At 65.5% G+C, this 20,481-nt stretch carries 19 protein-coding genes; 11 read left to right on the forward strand and 8 right to left on the reverse strand.

Translation table 11 applies throughout. The features are described 5' to 3' along the window. The first annotated feature begins 14 nt into the window (after positions 1 to 14). The 7 genes from AC0X69_RS17245 to AC0X69_RS17275 all read left to right on the forward strand — a co-directional run bounded on the left by AC0X69_RS17245 (position 15) and on the right by AC0X69_RS17275 (position 5,571). Positions 15 to 437, forward strand: coding sequence for a DUF2628 domain-containing protein (locus AC0X69_RS17245; protein ID WP_482609173.1), 423 nt, complete (start codon positions 15 to 17; stop codon positions 435 to 437). After that, a complete protein-coding gene (gene hisH, locus AC0X69_RS17250; protein WP_482609175.1) occupies positions 434 to 1,084 on the forward strand; it encodes an imidazole glycerol phosphate synthase subunit HisH in 651 nt (216 codons plus the stop codon). The genes AC0X69_RS17245 and hisH overlap by 4 nt, the downstream gene beginning before the upstream one ends. After that, positions 1,081 to 1,830, forward strand: coding sequence for a 1-(5-phosphoribosyl)-5-[(5-phosphoribosylamino)methylideneamino]imidazole-4-carboxamide isomerase (hisA, locus tag AC0X69_RS17255; RefSeq protein WP_482613430.1), 750 nt, complete (start codon positions 1,081 to 1,083; stop codon positions 1,828 to 1,830). Before hisH ends, hisA begins: the two co-directional genes overlap by 4 nt. Further along, a complete protein-coding gene (hisF, locus tag AC0X69_RS17260) occupies positions 1,830 to 2,609 on the forward strand; it encodes an imidazole glycerol phosphate synthase subunit HisF (RefSeq protein WP_482609177.1) in 780 nt (259 codons plus the stop codon). The genes hisA and hisF overlap by 1 nt, the downstream gene beginning before the upstream one ends. Beyond that, on the forward strand, positions 2,606 to 2,932 hold the full coding sequence (locus AC0X69_RS17265; RefSeq protein WP_482609179.1) for a phosphoribosyl-ATP diphosphatase: 327 nt from the start codon (positions 2,606 to 2,608) through the stop codon (positions 2,930 to 2,932). Before hisF ends, AC0X69_RS17265 begins: the two co-directional genes overlap by 4 nt. Further along, on the forward strand, positions 2,929 to 3,897 hold the full coding sequence (coaA, locus tag AC0X69_RS17270) for a type I pantothenate kinase (protein ID WP_482609181.1): 969 nt from the start codon (positions 2,929 to 2,931) through the stop codon (positions 3,895 to 3,897). Before AC0X69_RS17265 ends, coaA begins: the two co-directional genes overlap by 4 nt. A gap of 63 nt (positions 3,898 to 3,960) precedes the next feature. Further along, on the forward strand, positions 3,961 to 5,571 hold the full coding sequence (locus AC0X69_RS17275) for a Na+/H+ antiporter (RefSeq protein ID WP_482609183.1): 1,611 nt from the start codon (positions 3,961 to 3,963) through the stop codon (positions 5,569 to 5,571). A gap of 172 nt (positions 5,572 to 5,743) precedes the next feature. Here the strand turns inward: AC0X69_RS17275 and clpB are convergent, their stop codons facing one another. Together clpB and AC0X69_RS17285 are read right to left on the reverse strand one after the other, a co-directional pair. Next, positions 5,744 to 8,365, reverse strand: coding sequence for an ATP-dependent chaperone ClpB (gene clpB / locus AC0X69_RS17280; protein ID WP_482609185.1), 2,622 nt, complete (start codon positions 8,363 to 8,365; stop codon positions 5,744 to 5,746). A 214-nt stretch (positions 8,366 to 8,579) separates the two neighbouring features. Beyond that, positions 8,580 to 8,984: a hypothetical protein gene (locus AC0X69_RS17285; RefSeq protein WP_482609187.1), complete on the reverse strand. Its 405-nt coding sequence runs from the start codon at positions 8,982 to 8,984 to the stop codon at positions 8,580 to 8,582. 91 nt (positions 8,985 to 9,075) lie between these two features. On the opposite strand from AC0X69_RS17285, the gene AC0X69_RS17290 reads away from it, so the two are divergent. Beyond that, on the forward strand, positions 9,076 to 9,837 hold the full coding sequence (locus AC0X69_RS17290; RefSeq protein ID WP_482609189.1) for an MOSC domain-containing protein: 762 nt from the start codon (positions 9,076 to 9,078) through the stop codon (positions 9,835 to 9,837). Here the strand turns inward: AC0X69_RS17290 and AC0X69_RS17295 are convergent. From AC0X69_RS17295 to htpG, 3 genes are all read right to left on the reverse strand, one after another. Then, a complete protein-coding gene (locus AC0X69_RS17295) occupies positions 9,834 to 10,694 on the reverse strand; it encodes a DUF4167 domain-containing protein (RefSeq protein ID WP_482609191.1) in 861 nt (286 codons plus the stop codon). The genes AC0X69_RS17290 and AC0X69_RS17295 overlap by 4 nt on opposite strands. Positions 10,695 to 11,220: 526 nt before the next feature. Next, positions 11,221 to 12,129: a peptide chain release factor N(5)-glutamine methyltransferase gene (gene prmC / locus AC0X69_RS17300; RefSeq protein WP_482613431.1), complete on the reverse strand. Its 909-nt coding sequence runs from the start codon at positions 12,127 to 12,129 to the stop codon at positions 11,221 to 11,223. A gap of 3 nt (positions 12,130 to 12,132) precedes the next feature. Next, positions 12,133 to 14,031, reverse strand: coding sequence for a molecular chaperone HtpG (gene htpG / locus AC0X69_RS17305; RefSeq protein ID WP_482609193.1), 1,899 nt, complete (start codon positions 14,029 to 14,031; stop codon positions 12,133 to 12,135). A 438-nt stretch (positions 14,032 to 14,469) separates the two neighbouring features. On the opposite strand from htpG, the gene AC0X69_RS17310 reads away from it, so the two are divergent. Then, entirely contained in the window at positions 14,470 to 14,877 is a 408-nt protein-coding gene (locus AC0X69_RS17310; RefSeq protein ID WP_482609195.1) for a DUF2794 domain-containing protein, read from the forward strand. A gap of 34 nt (positions 14,878 to 14,911) precedes the next feature. On the opposite strand, the gene AC0X69_RS17315 is transcribed toward AC0X69_RS17310, so the two are convergent. After that, the gene (locus AC0X69_RS17315) at positions 14,912 to 16,156 is read right to left on the reverse strand and encodes an NAD(P)/FAD-dependent oxidoreductase (RefSeq protein ID WP_482609197.1); all 1,245 of its coding nucleotides are present in this window, start codon (positions 16,154 to 16,156) and stop codon (positions 14,912 to 14,914) included. 91 nt (positions 16,157 to 16,247) lie between these two features. Here AC0X69_RS17315 and purB point away from each other — a divergent pair, with 91 nt between their 5' ends. Beyond that, entirely contained in the window at positions 16,248 to 17,603 is a 1,356-nt protein-coding gene (purB, locus tag AC0X69_RS17320) for an adenylosuccinate lyase (protein WP_482609199.1), read from the forward strand. On the opposite strand, the gene AC0X69_RS17325 is transcribed toward purB, so the two are convergent. Both AC0X69_RS17325 and AC0X69_RS17330 read right to left on the reverse strand, forming a co-directional pair. Further along, positions 17,545 to 18,021 carry a DUF2721 domain-containing protein gene (locus AC0X69_RS17325; protein ID WP_482609201.1) on the reverse strand — a complete coding sequence of 159 codons (477 nt, stop codon included), beginning with the start codon at positions 18,019 to 18,021 and terminating at the stop codon, positions 17,545 to 17,547. The two genes, purB and AC0X69_RS17325, sit on opposite strands and share 59 nt — an antisense overlap. Before the next feature lie 70 nt (positions 18,022 to 18,091). Beyond that, positions 18,092 to 19,246 carry an AAA family ATPase gene (locus tag AC0X69_RS17330; protein ID WP_482609203.1) on the reverse strand — a complete coding sequence of 385 codons (1,155 nt, stop codon included), beginning with the start codon at positions 19,244 to 19,246 and terminating at the stop codon, positions 18,092 to 18,094. Between the two features lie 90 nt (positions 19,247 to 19,336). Between AC0X69_RS17330 and ccmI the strand changes: the two genes are divergently transcribed. Next, positions 19,337 to 20,452, forward strand: a complete 1,116-nt coding sequence (ccmI, locus tag AC0X69_RS17335; RefSeq protein ID WP_482609205.1) for a c-type cytochrome biogenesis protein CcmI — start codon at positions 19,337 to 19,339, stop codon at positions 20,450 to 20,452. Positions 20,453 to 20,481 lie beyond the last annotated feature (29 nt).

The following is a 20,481-nucleotide window of genomic DNA, read 5'->3' on the forward strand; positions in this document are numbered from 1 at the left end:
AGAGGGGACGGCCGATGGCGATATTCACTGTTCATTTTCCGCCGACCGGGCCGGGCAAGCCTCCGACGCCCGAAAAGATCGTCTTCCTGCGCGACGGCTTTTCCTGGCCGGCCTTCATTTTCGGCCCGTTCTGGCTCGCCTGGCGGCGGGCCTGGATTGTGGCCGGCTTGTGGACGCTTCTTCTCGTCGTCCTGGCGCTGGTCGCCTGGCAGCTGCGGGTGTCGCGGGAGGCGATGTCGTGGCTGACGCTCGCCTTCGCCGTCTGGCTCGGCTTCGAGGGGGAGCGGCTCGTCGCCTGGAATTTGGCGCGTCGCGGCTATGTCGAACGGGATCTCGTCATCGGCGACGACATGGATGAGGCGGAGGCGGCCTTCTTCCATCGCCATCGCCCCGCGCCGCCGACCGCAGCGAGAGACGTTCGGGAGCCCGCTCCTTGACGACCGCCATCATCGACTACGGGTCGGGCAATCTGCATTCCGCTTTGAAAGCCTTCGAGCGCGCCGCGCGCGAATCGCAGGGGAACGGCGACATTCTCGTCACCAGCGATCCTGACGCGGTGCGCGCCGCCGAGCGCGTCGTCCTGCCGGGCGTCGGCGCCTTCGCGGATTGCCGTCGCGGTCTGATGGCGATCGACGGCCTTTACGCAGCCCTGCAGGAGACGGTCATCGACCGCGGCCGGCCGTTCCTGGGCATTTGCGTCGGCATGCAGCTCATGGGCGCGCGCGGTCTCGAACACGGCGAGACGCCGGGGCTTGGCTGGATCGCGGGCGACGTCGCCGCGATCGAGCCTGCCGATCCCTCGCTGAAAATTCCCCATATGGGCTGGAACACGCTGACGCTGAGTCGCGAACATCCGCTTTTCGCTGGAGTTCCCACTGGAGAGCGCGGCCTGCACGCCTATTTCGTGCACTCGTTTCAGCTGACCCCCACGTCGCCGGATCATGTCCTGGCGACGACCGACTATGGCGCGCCGCTCACGGCGGCCGTCGCGCGCGACAATCTCGTCGGCGTGCAGTTTCATCCCGAAAAAAGCCAGAGGCTCGGCCTAGCGCTGATCGGCAATTTCCTCAGGTGGCGACCGTGATTCTGTTTCCTGCAATCGATCTGAAGGAAGGGCAGTGCGTGCGCCTCGCGCAGGGCGACATGGACCGCGCGACCGTGTTCAACGACGATCCCGCAGAGCAGGCGCGGGCCTTCGAGCGCGTCGGATTCGAATATCTGCATGTTGTCGATCTCGACGGCGCCTTCGCGGGCGCGCCGCGCAACGCTCAGGCGGTCGAATCGATTCTCGCCGCATTGACCATTCCCGTGCAGCTTGGCGGCGGCATTCGCGACATGCGCACGCTGTCGCGCTGGCTTGATAAGGGAGTGGCGCGCGTCATTATCGGCACGGCCGCCGTCAAGGACCCCTCCTTCGTGCGCGAGGCGGCGCGCCTCTATCCGGGCCGCGTGGCGGTCGGGGTCGACGCCAAGAACGGCTTTGTCGCCGTCGACGGCTGGGCGCGCGCGACCCGCATGTCGGCGCTCGACCTCGGCAAGAGCTTTGAAGACGCTGGCGTGAGCGCCATCATTTACACCGACATCTCGCGCGACGGCGTTCTGACCGGCCTCAACATCGAGGCCACTCTGGCGCTCGCCGACGCGCTAACGATCCCCGTCATCGCCTCGGGCGGCCTCGCCTCGCTCGCGGACGTCGAGCGGCTGCTGCAGCCGGACTGCCGCAAGCTCGCGGGCGCCATCACCGGCCGCGCGCTTTACGACGGACGGCTCGACCCGGCGCAGGCGCTGGCGCTGATCCGCCGGGCGCGCGCGGCGGCGGAGGACGCGTGATGCTCAAAGCGCGCGTCATTCCCTGTCTCGACGTGAAGGAAGGCCGCGTCGTCAAAGGCGTCAATTTCGTCGATCTGCGGGACGCCGGCGATCCGGTCGAATGCGCCATCGCCTATGACGCCGCCGGCGCGGACGAACTCTGCTTTCTGGACATCACCGCGAGCCACGAAAACCGCGGCATTCTCCTCGACGTGGTGCAGCGCACGGCGGAAGCCTGCTTCATGCCGCTCACGGTCGGCGGCGGCGTGCGCACGCTCGACGACATCCGCAATCTGCTGCTCGCGGGCGCCGACAAGGTCTCGATCAATTCGGCCGCCGTCGCCAATCGCGGCTTCGTGCGCGAAGCCTCGGAGAAGTTCGGCGCGCAATGCATCGTCGTCGCCATCGACGCCAAGCGCACGGCCGACAGCCGCTGGGAGATCTTCACCCACGGCGGACGGCGCCCGACGGGGATCGACGCCATCGACTATGCGCGCGAGGTGACCGACCTCGGCGCAGGCGAAATCCTCTTAACCTCGATGGATCGCGACGGCACGAAGAGCGGCTTCGACATCGCGCTGACGCGGGCCGTCGCCGACGCCGTGCAGGTGCCGGTCATCGCCTCCGGCGGCGTCGGAACGCTCGATCATCTCGTCGCCGGCGTGAAGGAAGGCCACGCAAGCGCCGTGCTCGCCGCGTCGATCTTCCATTTCGGCGAATATTCGATCCCGCAGGCGAAGCTTCACATGGCGGCGGCGGGGCTGCCGATGCGGCTCGACGGCCTGGAGGCGGCGGCATGACGGAATTCACCCTCGACGACCTCGCCGCGCTGATCAGATCGCGGCGCAATGACAGCGCTTCGACCTCCTATACGAAAACGCTGCTCGACGCGGGAATGCCGCGCATCGCCAAGAAATTCGGGGAAGAGGCGGTCGAAACGGTGATCGCGGCGATGGAGGGCGACCGCAGGGCGCTCATCAATGAAGTCGCCGACACATTTTATCATCTGCTCGTGATGCTCGAAGCGCGTGACATTTCCCTGGCCGAGGTGTTGCATGAGCTGGAGCGGCGCACCCAACAGTCCGGCCTTGCGGAGAAAGCCGCGCGCGGAGCGAAGGAATGACGGCCGCCGAGCTCGTCCCCGAGAGCAATGAGGTTCTTCTTTCGCCTTACCGGCACTTCACCCGCGCCGAATGGGCGTCGCTGCGCGCCGACACGCCGCTGACTCTGACCCTCGACGATCTCGCCCGGCTGAAATCGCTCAATGACCCCATCTCTCTCGAAGAGGTCATCGAAATCTACCTGCCGCTGTCGCGCCTGCTCGCGCTTTACGTCGCCGCGACGCAGGGTCTCTTCAAGGCGACCCAGCGCTTTCTGGGCGCCGAGGACGGCAAGGTTCCCTACATCATCGGAGTCGCGGGCTCGGTCGCGGTGGGAAAATCCACGACGGCGCGCGTGCTGCGCGCCTTGCTGTCGCGCTGGCCGAACACGCCGAAGGTGGAGCTCGTCACCACCGACGGATTTCTCTTGCCCAACAGAATTCTCGAAGCCGAAAGTCTGATGGACAAGAAGGGCTTTCCCGAAAGCTACGACAACAAGTCGCTGCTGCGGTTTCTTTCCGATGTGAAGGCGGGCCGCCGCAACGTCTGCGCGCCGGTCTATTCGCACATGACCTACGACGTCATCGAAGGCGAAATGGCGTGCGTCGACCGGCCCGACATTCTCATCGTCGAAGGCGTCAATGTTCTGCTCGCCCCGCGCCTGCGCGACGGCCGGGAGATTCCCTTCGTCTCCGACTTCTTCGACTTCTCGGTCTATCTCGACGCCCCCGAAGACGTGCTGGAGCGCTGGTATGTGGAGCGCTTTCGCCGGCTCCAGCAGACGGCGTTCCGAGATCCGAAATCCTATTTTCGCGTCTATGCCGACCTCGACGAAGACGAGACGACGCGCGTCGCCAAGGACATTTGGACAAAGATCAATCTCGAGAATCTGCGCCAGAATATCGCGCCGACCCGCCCGCGCGCGAGTTTGATCCTGACCAAGGACGCCGATCACAGGATCGAGGAAGTGGCGCTTCGGAAGTTATAAGCTTGGCTTCATCGGCGCCGCGGAGCTGCCCCTGCCACTGAGCGCGGTCATAGAGGTGAGCGCATGCTCGCGGGTCTGCAAATCCTCGTCTTTCTTCTCGCGGCGGTGGCGTTCGTCGCCTTTATCGCTCTGCGCTCCGGCTTCGCCTTGCCGATTCTGCTAGTCGCCTCGGGCGTGCTGATCGCCGTGGCGCCTGGCGTCCCGGCATTCGAACTGGAGCCCCAGTTCGTGCTGCTCCTCGTGCTGCCGCCGGTGATCTACATTTCCGCGATCAACATGAGCTGGCGGGAATTTCGCTCCAATCTGCGGCCGATCTTCCTGCTCGCCGTCGGCTGCGTGGTCTTCACCACCATTTCCGTGTCGGTCGCGACGAACTGGCTGCTCGGCTGGCCCCTGGCGGTCGGCTTTGTGCTCGGCGCGATCGTGTCGCCGCCCGACGCGGTCGCGCCGCTCGCCATCGCGAGGCGGATGCAATTGCCTCGGCGCATCCTCGTCATTCTGGAAGGGGAGGGCCTCGCCAATGACGCGACGGCGCTCGTTCTCTACCGCTTCGCGGTCGTGGCAGTCAGCGTGGGGTCTTTCTCCCTGGCGCAGGGGGCCGAGACGTTCGTCGCAATCATCGCCGGCGAGATCCTGTGGGGCCTCGTCGTCGGCTGGACGATGTTGCGGCTGCGCCGTTTCATGCGCGATCCGCGCATTGAAATCACCCTTTCGCTGATCACGCCGTTCTTGGCCTACTGGCCGCCGGAACATCTCGGCGGCTCGGGAGTCATCGCCACCGTCGTGACCGGCCTTTACATCAGCTGGAACGGGCCCCGACTGATCAGCGCCGCGACGCGCCTTCAGGGCGTGTTCTTCTGGAATTTCTTTCTGTTCCTGATCGAAGGGCTGGTCTTCCTCTTCACGGGACTGCAGGCGCAGGCACTCGTCGCGCGCATTCAGAATCATTCGATGCATGAGCTGATGACGTCGGCGGCGATTGTCTCGCTCGTCGTGATTCTGGCCCGCTTCGTGTGGATCTTTCCGCTCACCTATGCGCCGCGTTGGCTTATTCCGCCGCTCGCGCGACGCGATCCTCCGCCGCCCTGGCAATGGCCTTTCATCATTTCCTTCACCGGCGTGCGCGGGATCGTCTCACTTGCCGCGGCGCTGGCGATTCCGCTCGTGACGGCGCAGGGGGAGCCGTTTCCCTATCGCGATTCGATCTTCTTTCTCACTTTCTGCGTCGTGATGGTGACGCTCGTCTTCCAGGGCTCCGTGTTGCCGTGGATCATCCGCGGACTCGGCCTCGCGAGAACGGGCAGGGAGGAGCACGTTCTCGATCGCGGGGAGGAATTGCGCGCGCGCCACGCGGCGATCGAGGCCTCGAGCGCGAAGCTCGCGCGTTTTGGCGAGGAGCATGACGTGCCAGAAGAGGCGATGACGTCGCTTCTCGCGCAGCAGGAGTACTTCCTCTCACGCGTGCGCATGAAATGCGAGACAAGCGAAGACCGCCGCGCCTTGATGGCGTTGCACGATGAGATCGAACTGCTGCTCATCGCCGAGGAGCGCGATCTGATCAACGCCATGCTGCGGGAAGGCAAACTCAAGGACGAGGCGCGCCGGCGCATCGAGCGCGAACTCGATCTGCGCGAGTCGGATGTGCTGAACCGCCGCGCCGAGCGGCTGGGGTAGCGCGATGCGCTGCGTCAGAAAGTGGCGCTCGGAATTATGAAGAGCCGAGCCCCCTCCTTGTCCTCCCCCGCTTCGCGGGAGAGGAACCCATGCGATCGGCGCTTGCGCGGTTCCAATCGGGCGCCGAATCTTGCTCCCTCTCCCGCGAAGCGGGGGAGGGCTGGGGTGAGGGTCAGGCGTTCCCGACGGTTCGCAGCAGCGGCGCGGCGCGTCCATGCGCCGACTTGCCGTCGATGATCAGACCCGAAGCGTCGGCTGAAACTTCGACTGTCGCGCCGTCGATGATCTCGCCGGCGAGGATGCGCTCGGCGAGCGTGTCCTGCAGCTCCTTCTGAATGACGCGCTTCAACGGCCGCGCGCCATAGGTCGGGTCGTAGCCCTTCGCCGCGAGCCAGTCGCGCGCCTTCGAGTCGAGATGCACCGTGATCTTGCGATCTTCGAGGAGCTTCTGCAGCCGCTTGATCTGAATGTCGACGATCGCGCCCATGTCCTCGCGCTGCAGGCGGTTGAACAGGATGATCTCGTCGACACGGTTCAGGAATTCCGGCCTGAAATGCGCCCGCACGACCTGCATCACTTCGTCATGCACGGCGGATGAATCCTCGCCCTCCTTCTGCATGACGAGGAATTCCGAGCCGAGATTCGACGTCATGATGATCAGCGTGTTCTTGAAGTCGACGGTGCGGCCCTGGCCGTCCGTGAGGCGCCCGTCGTCGAGCACCTGCAAGAGCACGTTGAAGACGTCGGGATGCGCCTTCTCGATCTCATCGAAGAGCACGACCTGATAGGGCCTGCGGCGTACGGCTTCGGTCAGAGCGCCGCCTTCCTCATAGCCGACATAGCCGGGCGGCGCGCCGATCAGCCGCGCCACCGAGTGCTTCTCCATATATTCCGACATGTCGAGCCGCACCATGGCGGTCTCGTCGTCGAAGAGGAAGCTCGCGAGCGCCTTGGTCAGCTCGGTCTTGCCGACGCCGGTCGGGCCAAGGAAGATGAAGCTGCCGATCGGACGGTTCGGGTCCTGCAGTCCGGCGCGCGCGCGGCGCACCGCCGTCGACACGGCGACGACCGCGTCATGCTGCCCGACGACGCGCTTTGAAAGCTCGTCTTCCATATGCAGCAGCTTCTCGCGTTCGCCTTCGAGCATCTTGTCGACCGGCACGCCGGTCCAGCGCGAGACGACCTGCGCCACGTCATTGGCGGTGACCGCCTCGTCGACCAGCGTGTCGGCTTCGCTTTCGGTCTCCTTGAGCTTCTTTTCGAGATCGGGGATCACGCCATAGGTGAGTTCGCCGGCGCGCTGATATTCGCCGCGCCGCTGCGCCTGCGCCAGTTCGTTGCGCGCCGCTTCCAGCTGCTCCTTGATCTTCTGCGCGGTTCCGAGCTTGTCCTTCTCTGCGCGCCAGCGCGCTGTGAGCGCCGCCGACTTCTCTTCGAAGTCGGCGAGTTCGCCTTCGAGCTTCGCCAGTCGATCCTTCGAGGCGGCGTCCGTTTCCTTCTTGAGCGCTTCCTGCTCGATCTTCAGCTGAATGATGCGCCGGTCGAGTTCGTCGAGCTCCTCGGGCTTCGAGTCGATCTGCATGCGCAGGCGCGACGACGCCTCGTCGACGAGGTCGATCGCCTTATCGGGCAGGAAGCGGTCGGAGATGTAGCGGTTTGACAAGGTCGCCGCGGCGACGATCGCGCTATCGGTGATGCGCACGCCATGGTGGAGTTCGTATTTCTCTTTCAGGCCGCGCAGAATCGAGATCGTATCCTCGACGGTCGGCTCGTCGACGAAGACCGGCTGGAAGCGCCGCGCCAGCGCCGCATCCTTCTCGACATGCTTGCGATATTCGTCGAGCGTGGTCGCGCCGACGCAATGCAGTTCGCCGCGCGCGAGCGCCGGTTTCAGCAGATTGGAGGCGTCCATCGCGCCATCCGCCTTGCCGGCGCCGACGAGCGTGTGCATCTCGTCGATGAACAGGATGACATTGCCTTCGGCGGCGGTGACTTCGTTAAGCACCGCCTTGAGCCGCTCTTCGAATTCGCCGCGATATTTCGCGCCGGCGATCAGCGCGCCCATGTCGAGCGCGAGCAGCTTCTTGTCCTCGAGCGACTCCGGCACGTCGCCATTGACGATGCGCAGCGCCAGGCCTTCGACGATCGCCGTCTTGCCGACGCCGGGCTCGCCGATGAGCACCGGATTGTTCTTGGTGCGGCGCGACAGCACCTGCACGGTGCGGCGGATCTCCTCGTCCCGGCCGATCACCGGATCGAGCTTGCCCTCGCGCGCCGCTTCAGTGAGGTCGCGAGCGTATTTCTTGAGCGCGTCATAGGCGTTTTCTGCGGAGGCCGAATCCGCGGTGCGGCCCTTGCGCAGATCCTCGATCGCGGCGTTCAGCGTCTGCGGCGTGACGCCCGCGTCCTTGAGGATGCGCGCGGCCTCGGAATCCTTCTCCATCGCCAGCGCGAGGAGCAGTCGCTCGACGGTGACGTAGGAATCGCCCGCCTTCTGAGCGATCTTCTCGGCGTTGTCGAAGAGGCGCGCGGTCGCCGGCGCGAGATAAAGCTGGCCAGCGCCTGAGCCGCCGACTTTCGGCATTTTCGCGAGCGCGGCCTCGGTTTTCGCCAGCGCCTCTCGCGAGCGTCCGCCCGCGCGGTCGATCAGCCCGGCGGAAAGGCCCTGATCGTCGTCGAGCAGGACTTTCAGGATATGTTCGGGCGTAAACTGCTGGTGGCCTTCGCGCGTCGCCAGCGACTGCGCCGACTGAACGAATCCGCGCGCGCGTTCGGTGTATTTCTCAAAGTTCATTCAAAGCCCCTCTGACCATGAGGCGGCCCTTTGATTTAAGCGGCGCGCCCCGCGTCCAAAATTTCATGAAGGCCCCTTGCGGCCGCCCTCGTGGTCGATATGGGAAGGGCCGCGCAAGGTTAAAGGGGGTGCGGCTCGAAAGCGCGAACTCGGCCGGCGCACCTAGCCTCGATCGCGGTTCGGCGACAGCGCTCAGCGCGCATGCAGAAAAGCGCTAATCGGCTTCGCGCCGCCGGAACGCTCGCCATCCCCCGTAGAGCCCCAGAAGGATTAGCGACGCCATCATCGCATAGACGAGGCTCGCGGCGATAAGGCCTGCAATCGGACTTCCATACATGGCGTAAATATCCGATGGCCGCTGCTCGGCGGCGGGGCTCAAGTGCGCGAACCACAGCGCGACGGCGCCAAGGCCACCGATGACGGCCCAAAAGGAGGCGCCGATCTTGCCGCGAAAATAGAAATAGAGCGCGGCGCCTATGAGCGCGTATTTAATGGTCAGGAACGCGGCGGCGAACGCCCAAGCCGACGACAAATCATCGCGCAACAGATGGTCGAGGTCGTGCGCGGCGGCAAACGCGATCGCGACAAAAACAAGGACCGTGAGCGTTTTGTCCGGCATGGCGGGCCTCCTCGAACAGCGGCGACGGTTTTCGTGACGGCGAAGCAGGTGTAGGCATTTCGCCTCGACTTGTCACCGAAGCAGAGAATTCATGCGACTCGCCGCTCTCTACCGCTATCCCGTCAAGGGGCTCTCGCCCGAGCTGCTGGAGGCCGCGAATCTTCAAGTCGACGGCTACTTTCCCGGGGATCGGCTGTTCGCCTTAGAGAACGGGCCGTCGGGCTTCGATCCGGCGGCGCCCGAGCATCAGCCCAAGATCAAATTCCTGATGCTGATGAAGAACGCCAGTCTCGCGGGCCTGAAGACGCGCTACGACGCGGAGACCACCGCGCTGACCATCGCTCAGGACGGGCGCGAGGTCGCCAGGGGAGAGCTGCGATCGGCGGAAGGGCGGGGAGCGATCGAGGCCTTCCTCTGCGGCTTTCTTTCGTCAGAAATTCGGGGCCCCGTGCGGCTCCTGGCTGCGCCCGACGGGTTCCGCTTCACGGACTCAAAGTCGGGCTTCGTATCGCTCGTCAATCTGGCGAGCGTCGGGGCCATCGCGCAGGCGCAAGGAGCCGCGATCGATCCGCTGAGATTTCGCGCCAATCTCTATATCGAGGACATGGCGCCCTGGGCCGAGGCGGCGCTCCTCGGGCGCACGCTCTCCATAGGCGGGGCGCGGCTGGAGATCCTGAAAATGACTGACCGCTGCGCGGCGACGGGCGTCGAGCCGGGAACCGGCCGGCGCGACATGGATCTGGTCCAGACCCTTCGCCAGGCCTTCGGCCACATCGATTGCGGCGTCTATGCGCGGGTGACGCAGGGGGGCCGAATCGCCGCCGGCGACGCCATCCGCGTCGTCGGCGCCTAGAACCGGTCCGGCTCCAGCGGCAGTTCGCCAACCTGCGGCGCATCGCCCTCGCGCGATCCGCTGCTGACCTCGTCCATCGGCGGACGTGGGCGACGGCGGCGCCGCGAACTCAAATGGTAATTGACGCCGCCTTCATGCTCGCGCGGCGCGCTCTCGCGCTCGGCGAAGGGCTCCGCCGCGGCGCTCTCGGTCGGCGCGGCGCGGGTCGCCGGCGGCGCGGTGATGAACGAGGGGAGCGCTGCTCCCGAGTCGCTCTCGGGCGCAGCGGCCTCGGCGCGCGGCGGGAAGCGGCGGTCGCGGCCGCGTTCATATCCCTGGTGGCGCGGACGGTCGCCGCCCTCGGCGTTGCGGTCGCGGTTGAATGGCCGATCAGGCCGCTGCGGGCGTTCGGGACGCTCCCCCCGATCGCTGACCCGCATCTCGCCGATTGGGCGCTCTTCGAACGGCTGGGGCTGCGGCTGCGGCGCGGCAAAATGGGGTTGCGGGGCGAAGGGCTGCGGCGGCGGCTGGTAGGCCGGGGCCGGCAGCCGCTCGGACAACGGGGCGAAGCGGTCGGGCAGAGGGGTGAAATCGTCGTCGTCCTCTGCGGCCTCGACTTCAGCTTCCACCTGCGGACGGCCATAGCCGTTCACCGGCTGCTGCTGCTGGGCGGCCGCGATCAACCGGAAATAATGCTCCGCATGCTGCAGCAGGCTCTCGGCCATGATGGTGTCGCCGGACGATTGCGCGTCGCGCGCGAGCTGGAGATATTTCTCAGCGATATGCTGAGCCGTGCCGCGGATCTTCACGTCGGGGCCATTCGACTCGTAGGATCGCGTGAGCGGATTGGGGCCTTTGCGGCCGCTGCGTCCACGCATTCTTTTGTTTTGTCCTGGTCTCATCAAACTCCCCGAAATCTCGCTGCGCCCGATCCCCGCCTGCGCGGCGTTTCCAACAACGTCGCCGCTAAATGCCTTCGCCGACTGCGCCACCGCCGAACGGACAGCCGACAGCGATCCGTCTCCAGACCGCGAGCGTCGATAGCGCTGCGCGCGAGTCGATGTTCCTCAAGTCGGCCGCAATCGGCGGCTCCAGTTAGCTCTGCGCCAACCCCTTCAGCGCGGCTGCAAGGCGCATAGCGCGACTGCATGCCGTCTGCCTACCGGACGCACAACGTCCGCGACAATCGAAGTGGCCTTCACTCCGGCGCTTTGATGTCGATTTCGACGTTGCTCCTGGCCGGTCGTTTCGGGCTTCCGTTCGCGAAGCGGAGCCAAAGGTTCGAGGGTCTCTCTCGAATGCGGCGATCGGCTGGACCTAGGATGACTATAGTGGAGGGGGCGCCCCCCAACAAGGCCGAGCGCCGGGCAGGGAGCCAAAAAAGGGGTTACTGTAGCCAATATGTCACGGCCTTGGCGGGGAAAAACGCGCCGCGACGACCCGCTCGTGGCCGCCTGCGTCGCGCGTCACGCGCTCGATGTTGAAGTCTTGGGCGCCAAGCAACGCGGCGACGCTGGCGGCCTGATCGAAGCCCACTTCGAACAGAACGACCGCGTCTTCGGCGAGCAGCCTCGGTAGATCGCCGATGATTTCTCGATAGCAGTCGAGCCCATCCGCGCCGCCGTCGAGCGCCAGCGCCGGATCATGGAGCCGCACTTCGGGTTCAAGCCCCTCGATATCGCCCGTGCGCACGTAGGGTGGGTTAGAGACCACGAGGTCGAAGCGCGCCTGAAGCGCCTGCGCCCAGCGTCCTCGCACGACGCTCGCGCGACCGGCGAGGCCGCAGCGCGCGAGGTTCGCGGCGGTCGCCGCGCAAGCTTGCGCCGAAAGATCCACCGCGACGGCCCGCGCCGCCGAAAGCTCGCTGAGAAGCGCGCAGACGATGGCGCCCGAGCCCGCCCCGAGATCGAGAATCGAGAGGGCCGCGTCGCGTCTTTCCGCAACGAGTCTCAGCGCCGTTTCGACCAGCGTTTCGGTGTCGGGGCGGGGATCGAGCACGTCCGGCGCGACCGCAAGGTCGAGCGTCCAGAATCCGCGCTCTCCGATGATGCGCGACACCGGCTCGCGGGCGGCGCGCCGCGCCGCGTAGCGGGACAGCGCGCGCGCCTCCTCCTGCGAAAGCGGGGCGCGCGGCGCCAGCGTCAGTTCGAGCCGCGTCAGGCCAGCGGCGGCGCGCAGCAGCGCGCGCGCGTCGTCCTGCGCCTCGCCGATCCCTGCGGCTTCGAGACAATCCGCAACGGTCGCGATCGCCTGCGCGCGGGTCAGCGGCGGCTCGCTGGTCGTTGCGGTTTTGCTCTCGGCGCCCAAAGCAATTTCCTATTCCCGGCTGGCGAGCAGCGCCGTCAGTCTCCTCGCGAAAGCAGCCGCGTCGATCGGATGCTCGCCGTCGGCGACTCGGGCCAGATCCAGCAGCAGCAGCTGGTCGTCGCGGGTCGCTTCCCGCCCTTTCGCGCGTAACGACGTCGTCAGCGCGACGATCGCCTCATGCCTCGGGTTGATCTCCAAAACCGGCTTTCCGAAGGCCGCCTCTTGGCCATGTTCGGCCAGAAGGCGGGACAATTGGCGATCGAGCCCGCTGTCAGGGGCGACGAGGCAGACGGCGCTGTCGGTGAGTCGGGTCGAGGCGCGCACGTCGTCGACATATTCGGCGAGGGTCTCCTTGAGCGTCGCCAGCAGGTCGCCGACGTCGGCGGGCGCTTCGGCCTCTGTCTTCGGCTCGTCGACGAGCGCGATCGCCTGTCCCTGCGTCACGGATTTGAACGGCTTGCCTTCATAGCCGAGCGCGCTCGTCACCCAGAAAGCGTCCACCGCGTCGTCGAGCAGGAGCACCTCAACGCCTCTCGCGCGGAATCCCTCGAGCTGCGGGCTGGCGCGCAGGCGCTTCATGTCGTCGCCGACGAGATAATAGATGGCCGTCTGATTTTCCCTCAGATCGGCGACGTAATCCTTGAGCGTGCGGGTCTTTTCCTCGGTTTTGGTCGAGGCGAAACGCGCGATTTCGAACAGCGCGTCGCGGCGGCTCGGGTCTTCGTGCAGACCTTCCTTGAGCACGGCGCCGAAGTTCTTCCAGACTTCCGCGAATTTCTCCGGCTCCGAATCCGCGAGCTTTTTCAGCTCCTGCAGAATGCGCGTCGCGATCGCCTTGCCGATCGCGGCGACGACCGGGCTTTTCTGCACCATCTCCCGCGACACGTTGAGCGGGATGTCGGCGCTGTCGACGACGATGCGCATGAACCGCAGCCAGGCGGGGAGCAGCTCCATGTCCCGCGAGATCAGCACGCGGCGGACGTAAAGCTTGGATTTGCTCCTGCGCGCCGGGTCGAAAAGATCGAACGGCCGCGATCCGGGAACAAAGGCGAGCACCGTATATTCGGTGCGTCCTTCGGCGCGCCAATGGGCGATCAGCGCAGGCTCGTCCAACTGCCCGGACAGCTGCCGATAGAAGTCGACATATTGCTCATGCGTGATGTCAGACTTCGGCTTCGTCCAAAGCGCGACGCCCTCGGCGATTCGGCGGGGCTCTTCGCCCGGCGCGGAGACGAGGTCGATCGGCGCCGCGATCGCGCCCGAGTGCTCGCGCACGACGCTTTCGACGCGCCAGCTTTCGAGAAACTCGTCGCTCTCGGCGTTGAGGTGCAGAGTCACCCGCGCGCCGACCGTGGGCGCCTCGTCGAGCGGCAGGGGCGCGATCTGGTAAGAGCCCTTGCCCTCTGAACGCCAAAGCCAGGCCTCATCCTGGCCGGCGCGGCGCGTTGCGACCTCGACGCGGTCGGCGACCATGAAGGCCGAATAGAATCCGACGCCGAACTGGCCGATGAAGCCGGCGTCCTTTTCCTTTCCAAGCTTGTCGAGAAAGGCGCGGGTGCCGGAATTGGCGATCGTGCCGAGCGCGCTGATCAGCTCCTCGCGCGACATGCCGACGCCATTGTCCGCCACGGTCAGCGTGCGTTTGTCCTTATCGAGCGCGATCGTAACGAGCGGCGCTCCCGCTTGAGCCGCGAGCTTTTCGTCGGAAAGCGCCTCGTAGCGCAGCTTTTCGCAGGCGTCGGCGGCGTTCGAGACAAGCTCACGTAAAAATACGTCGCGCTCCGAATAGACGGAATGCGTCATCAGTTCGAGCAGCCGCGCGACATCGGCCTCGAAACCGAAATCAGCGGCGGCTTGCGGTTCGGCGGCGGGAGCCGCCGTTTCGACGGACGCGGCGTCGTCGGTCATGTTCTCTCCAATGAATAGCAAAAGGGAATGGGCGTCGCGGACCTCGCGACAGCGCATCTGAGTTCGTCATTGTCGCGCAATTTGCAAGGGCCGCCTGGCCGGCGCCCAAAACTAGACGAGCCGGCGCGGGAGCGAAACTCCCGGCCGGCCCGACCATCGCCACGACCTCTATATCTCGGAACCGCACGCTTTCGGGGGGCTGGGGGGCTGACGAAACCGAAAACACGCAGCCCCGAGCTGTCGAGGCAATGAACTTCATTTTGGGCGGCGCGTTTGGCTGGCAAGGGGCGCCATGTCGGCGAAAGTATGATTATTACAAGCGAAGTCTTGTCTGAGCGCAGGTTCGAAAAGATTCTCGTCGTAAACCAATCATTAAGTCTTGCCCCACGCATCCGCGCTTGCCAACATGGCTCATAAGAGATCGAGGAGAGCGAACGCATGGCGGAGTCGGAGGCGACGGAGCCCAGCCGGGCTCGACCCGCGCTCGTCGTCGTGAACGGCGCTCCGCCGGACGCGGCGGGAGGTCGGGGCGATAAGCGCGGCGTGGCGGTTTCATTCAGCCGGCCGGAACTCAACGTCATCTTCAATCTCTACGGCGCGAAAGTCGCGCAGGGCGAATGGCGGGACTACGCGATCGACTTCACGCCCGCTAAGGCCGTGTTCTCGATCTTTCGCCGCGCCAGCGAGGCGCCGCTTTACCGCATCGAGAAGAATCCTTCGCTGGCGCGCCGTCAGGGCGCCTATGCCGTCATCGCAGCGACGGGGCTCGTGCTTCGTCGCGGCCATGATCTCGCGCGCGTCGTGCGCGTGTTGGATCGCGCGCTGAAGCTCGTCGGCGCCGAATAGGCTCGCGAGATTCTCACGAGCTGTCTTCACAAGATCAGAATCGATCGGCGCGATAGGGCGTCGGATCGATGAACGGCGTCTCGCCGGTCATCATCTCGGCGAGAAGCCGGCCGGTCACCGGCCCGAGCGTCAGCCCGTGATGCGCATGGCCGAAATCGAGCCAAAGACCGCGATGACGCGGCGCCGGCCCGACGATCGGCAGCATGTCGGGCAGGCACGGCCGCGCGCCGCGCCAGGGCTCGGGGTCGAGACGTTCGGCGAGCGGAAACAGGCGGCGCGCCGTCGGCTCGCAGAGTTCGATCTGCACCGGCGTCTGGGGCGCGTCGCGGCGAGCGAATTCCGCGCCGCTCGTCAGCCTGACGCCGCGGCGCATCGGCGCCAGCAGATAGCCGATGTCTGCGTCGAGAATCGGGTGATTGAGCCGCGCGCCGTCCTTGGCGGCGTAATGCATGTGGTAGCCGCGCTTCCAGCCGAGCGGAATGCGGTAGCCGAGCGGCCCATAGACGAGGTCCGACCAGGGGCCGAGCGCCACCGCCGCTGCGCCGGCGACGAGCGGCCCCTGCGTCGTCTCGACGCGCCAGCGCCCGTCCACCTCTTGCGAGAGGCTGCGCGCGTCGCCGGAGAGAAACTGCCCGCCGCGCGCGATGAAGAGATCGGCGTAGGCTTTCGAGAGAGCGGCGGGGTCGATGATCGCGGCGGTGTCCCGATAGTGCACGCCGCCGGCAAGGGGGGCGAGATCCGGCTCCAGCGCCGCGACCCCGGCCGAATCGAGCGAGTCGATATGCAGGCCATAGGCCCGCAGTCGCTCCGCCTCGGCGAATCCGAGCGCGAGAGTCGCCTCGCTGCGAAAGAGCTTGAGCCAGCCGTTTCTGCGCAGGAGTTCGCCGGCCCCGGCCTGCTGGATGAGCGCCTCATGTTCGCTGAGGCTGTTTTCGATCAGCGGCCGCCGCGCTTCAATGTTTCGCTGCACGCGCTCCGGCGCGCTCTCGCGCCAATAGCGCAGCAGCCAGGGCCCGACCGCGGGCAGCGCCGAGAAGTGATAATGCGCCTCCGGCAGCAGGTTCAGCGCATATTTGATGAGCTTCGCGGGATCGCGCGGGAAGAGATAGGGGATAAGCGAAGACCGTTCGATCAGGCCGGCGTTGCCGAAGCTCGTCTCCTGTCCCGCGGCGCCGGCGCGATCGACGAGCGCGACCTCGCGGCCGCGCGCCTGCAGATGCAGCGCGGCGCTGACGCCGACGATCCCCGCGCCAAGAACGACGACATCCGTCGATTTCATGGATCCTCCCGACTGACCGCCTCATATATGGACTTTGATGCAACGCGCATGCTAGGCGCCTCTCTCTTTCCGAAAATTCCGAGCGCGCCTGATGATCCCCCGCTATTCCAGACCCGAGATGACCGTCATTTGGGAGCCGCAGACGCGGTTTCGCATCTGGTTCGAGATCGAGGCCTACGCCTGCGACGCGCTCGCCGAGATCGGCGTCATTCCGCGCGAGAGCGCCAAGGCGATCTGGGACAAGGCGGATTTCGTCACTTTCGACGTCGCGCGGATCGACGAGATCGAACGGGTGACGAAGCATGACGTCATCGCTTTTTTGACCCATCTCGCCGAATTCATCGGCGCCGAGTCGCGCTTCGTTCACCAGGGCATGACGTCCTCGGACGTGCTCGACACCTGTCTCGCCGTGCAACTATCGCGCGCGGCGGATCTCCTGATCGCCGACGTCGACGCGCTGCTCTCTGCGCTGAAGAAGCGCGCCTTCGAGTACAAATATACGCCCACCATCGGACGCTCGCACGGAATTCACGCCGAACCTACGACCTTCGGGCTGAAACTTGCGCAGGCCTATGCTGAATTCACCCGCGCGCGCGAACGGCTGGTCGACGCGCGTCGAGAGATTTCGACCTGTGCGATTTCAGGCGCCGTCGGCACCTTCGCCAACATCGATCCGCGCGTCGAGGAATATGTGGCGCATAAGATGGGCCTGACCGTCGAGCCGATCTCGACGCAGGTCATTCCGCGCGACCGCCACGCCGCCTATTTTGCGACGCTCGCGGTCGTCGCGTCGTCGGTCGAACGGCTTGCCATCGAAATCCGCCATCTTCAGCGCACCGAGGTGCTTGAGGCGGAAGAGTATTTTTCTGCTGGGCAGAAGGGCTCTTCCGCCATGCCGCATAAGCGCAATCCGGTGCTGACGGAAAATCTGACGGGCCTCGCGCGGCTCGTGCGCGGCATGGCGGTTCCGGCCATGGAGAATGTGGCGCTCTGGCACGAGCGCGACATTTCGCATTCTTCGGTCGAGCGCATGATCGGCCCCGACGCGACGGTGACTCTCGATTTCGCGCTGGCGCGCCTGACGGGCGTAATCGAAAATCTCGTCGTCTATCCGGAAAACATGCGCAAGAATCTGGAGAAGCTCGGCGGCCTCATCCATTCGCAGCGCGTGCTACTGGCGCTCACGCAAAAAGGCGTCTCGCGCGAAGACGCCTACGCCATGGTGCAGCGTAACGCCATGCCGGTCTGGCATAGGGCGTTCGAAGGACGCCCGTCGCAAGAAGAAAATTGCGAGGGGGATTTCCGCTTGCTGCTCGGTCAGGACAAGGATGTGAGCGCGAAATTATCGCCGGCCGAATTGGATGAGCTCTTCGACCTTTCGTACCACTTCAAACACGTGGATACGATTTTCGCGCGGGTCTTCGGGGAGGCAGAGCGCCGCCGCTGATCTCCAAATATCCCAGCTGCAATTCTCTTGCGAAGGCGATGAGCGCGGCGGTGAAGAGCGCCATCGCCAGGGCGAACAGGATCGCCGCGCCATACTCGTGGCGCATGTGAAGATAGGCCGCCGTGAAGCTGACGATGACGAGAACGCTCGTCACGATGCAGCTCGCTACGCCCCAATACATGGCGTAATGTATTAGAAAACCGCGCCTTTTGAGAATCGGCAACTCAGCCTGCAGGTCGGCGTATTCCACGTTGTCCGCTTCCACCCGGGCGATGGTTCTCGAACGATCGACGATGCGCTCTAGACGTGAGACGAGCACGGACAAGAGCTGCGCCTCCGCCGCCAGAAGAAAGGCCGGACCGGTGACCTGCGAGATCACATTGGAAAGCTGTTCGATCGAGGGAGTGTCTAAGAGCATGAGGGTCTCAAAGCATGGGGCTCGCAAGCGGACCCGTCCAATTCCGATTGGCGGGCTCCCTAGTCAAGCGCTACCGCGACGGCCAGCGCCATTTAGGCGATTCGTGATCGGGCGCAAGCGTCTCGCCCAGACGCTTCTCCAGTGCGATTTCGACGCAGCAATCGTCCTTGCTCAGTTCCGAAAGCAGCGTTGCCGAATGCGAAACGACGAAAAGCTGCGTTGCTTTCGAGACCTTGCGCATCAGCCGCGCCAGCGCGCCTATCAGATTGGGATGCAGGCTCGATTCCGGTTCGTTGAACACCATCAGCGGCGGCGGACGCGGCGTCAGGAGCGCGGCGACCAGCAGCAGATAGCGCAGCGTGCCTTCGGAGAGCTCAGCGGCGCGTAGCGGCCGGAGCAGCCCATGCTGGCGCATCAAAGCCTCCGCGTAACCGTCGGACATCGAAATATCGATCATGCTGGAGGGAAAGGCGTCCGCGATCGTCTCACGCAGGCCCTCGGCGTCGCCAACTTCCAGAATGGTTGCGATCGCCCCCGCGAGGTCTGCGCCGTCGTCCGCCAGCGCCGGGGTGAAAGTGGCGATCTGCGGGCGTCGCGCCGGCGCCTCACGATCTGCCCGCAGATCGTCATAGAAGCGCCAACGCCGCACCGTCTCGCGCAAAATTGAAAGATCATGGGCTTCGCGCAGATCGGCGCAATGCGTCATCATGCTGTCGACGCCGGCGAGCGACGCCGCGGCCTGCCGCCATTCGCCATCCTCCCCGCGAATGCGCGCGCTCGGACCGCGTCGCTCGGCGAAAAGACTGGCGCGGTCGAGATGCTCTCCAGTCCATTGCGCTTCGAGCTTGATCTGCGGGTCGAGCGGGAACGCTTTCGTCGCGCTGGAAGACGGGCCGAGGTCGATCGCGTAACCATAAGTCTTGGAAGCGAAGCCGAGCTTCAGCGCCTTGTGCGAGTGGCGCGCCAGCGGCTCGATTGGCGTTTCGCCATCGATCATCGCGCGGGAGAATTTCTCGGGCCCGGCCCAGAGCGTCGAATTCAGTCCGCCCTCGAGGGCGAGGGACTGGATGATACGTCCCTGCGCGACATCGGCGAGCAGGCGCAGCGCGCGGTAAAGGCTGGATTTGCCGGCGCCGTTGGCGCCAGTCACGATCGTCAGTCGGCCCGGCGCAAGGACCAGATCGCGAATCGATCGGTAGCCGTAAATCGCGAGCCGCGTGATCACGGAGCCTCCCGCCGGAAATATCGATGGATCGGCGTCGCGGCGCAACGGCCACCCTTCCAATGGCGGGCGCAAAGCCTTAAAGAGCGAGCCATGATATGGCTCATCTTCGCCTTGCTTACCGGGGCCGCGGTCATGGCGGTGCTGGCGCCGCTCGCCATGCGTGGGCAGGCGGAGAATGAAAGCGCCGCCGACGTCGCCTTCTTCGAGGAGCAGATCGTCGAAATCGAGCGCGAACGCGCAGAAGGACGGCTCGACGCGGCTGACGCCGAAGCCGCCAAGACCGAGGCGGCGCGCCGACTGTTGCGCGCGGAAGCCGCGCCAAAGAGCAGGGTCGTCTCCTCGCGCAACCTCGCGCTCGCGTCGGCGCTCGCGGCGATTGTCGCCATTCCCGCAACTTCGCTGACGCTCTACGCGCGGCTCGGCAATTCCGACATGCCGGACATGCCGCTGACGGCGCGACTCGAATCCGCGCCGGACCGCCACGATCTCGCCGGCGCCGTCGCGCGCATCGAGCAGCACCTGCGCGAACATCCGGAAGACGGGCGGGGCTACGAGGTCATTGCCCCCTATCTGCTGCGCACCGGCCGTGGCGAAGAGGCCCTCCACGCCTATGCCGAAGCGCTGCGACTATTAGGCGCAACCCCTGCGAGACATGCGGCGCTTGGCGAAGCGCGCGTCGTCCTCGCTCAAGGCGTAGTGACGCCGGAAGCCCGGAAGGATTTCGAGGCGGCGCTCGAGCTCGATCCTGCTGCGCCCGAGGCGCGGTATTATCTTGGCGTCGCCGCCGCTCAAGCCGGCGAGAAGGACAAGGCGATCGAAATCTTTTCCAAAATGGCTGCTGACGCGCCGGCTGACGCCGCTTATCTGAAGGCGGTCAACGCGCAGCTCGCCATTCTCCGCGGCGAGGCGAGCGCGCCGGCGGTCGCAAGCGGCCCGTCAAGCGAGCAGGGGAAGGCGATCGCGGCGATGCCCGCCGATCAGCGTCAGGCGATGATCCGCAGCATGGTGGATCGCCTCGCTTCGCGGCTCGAGACCAAGGGCGACGACGTCGAGGGGTGGTTGAAGCTCATTCGCGCCTACAGCGTCCTCGCCGAAACTGAAAAGGCCAAGCAGGCCGTGACCGACGCGCGCAAGGCGCTCGCGAGCAAGCAGGGCGATGTCGCGCGCATCGAGGCGCTGGCGAAGGAGCTGAATATCGGCGGGTAAAGCGAAGCTTCGCCGCTTCACGAGAACGG

Source organism: Methylocystis sp. Uni0008 (genome assembly GCF_056838045.1).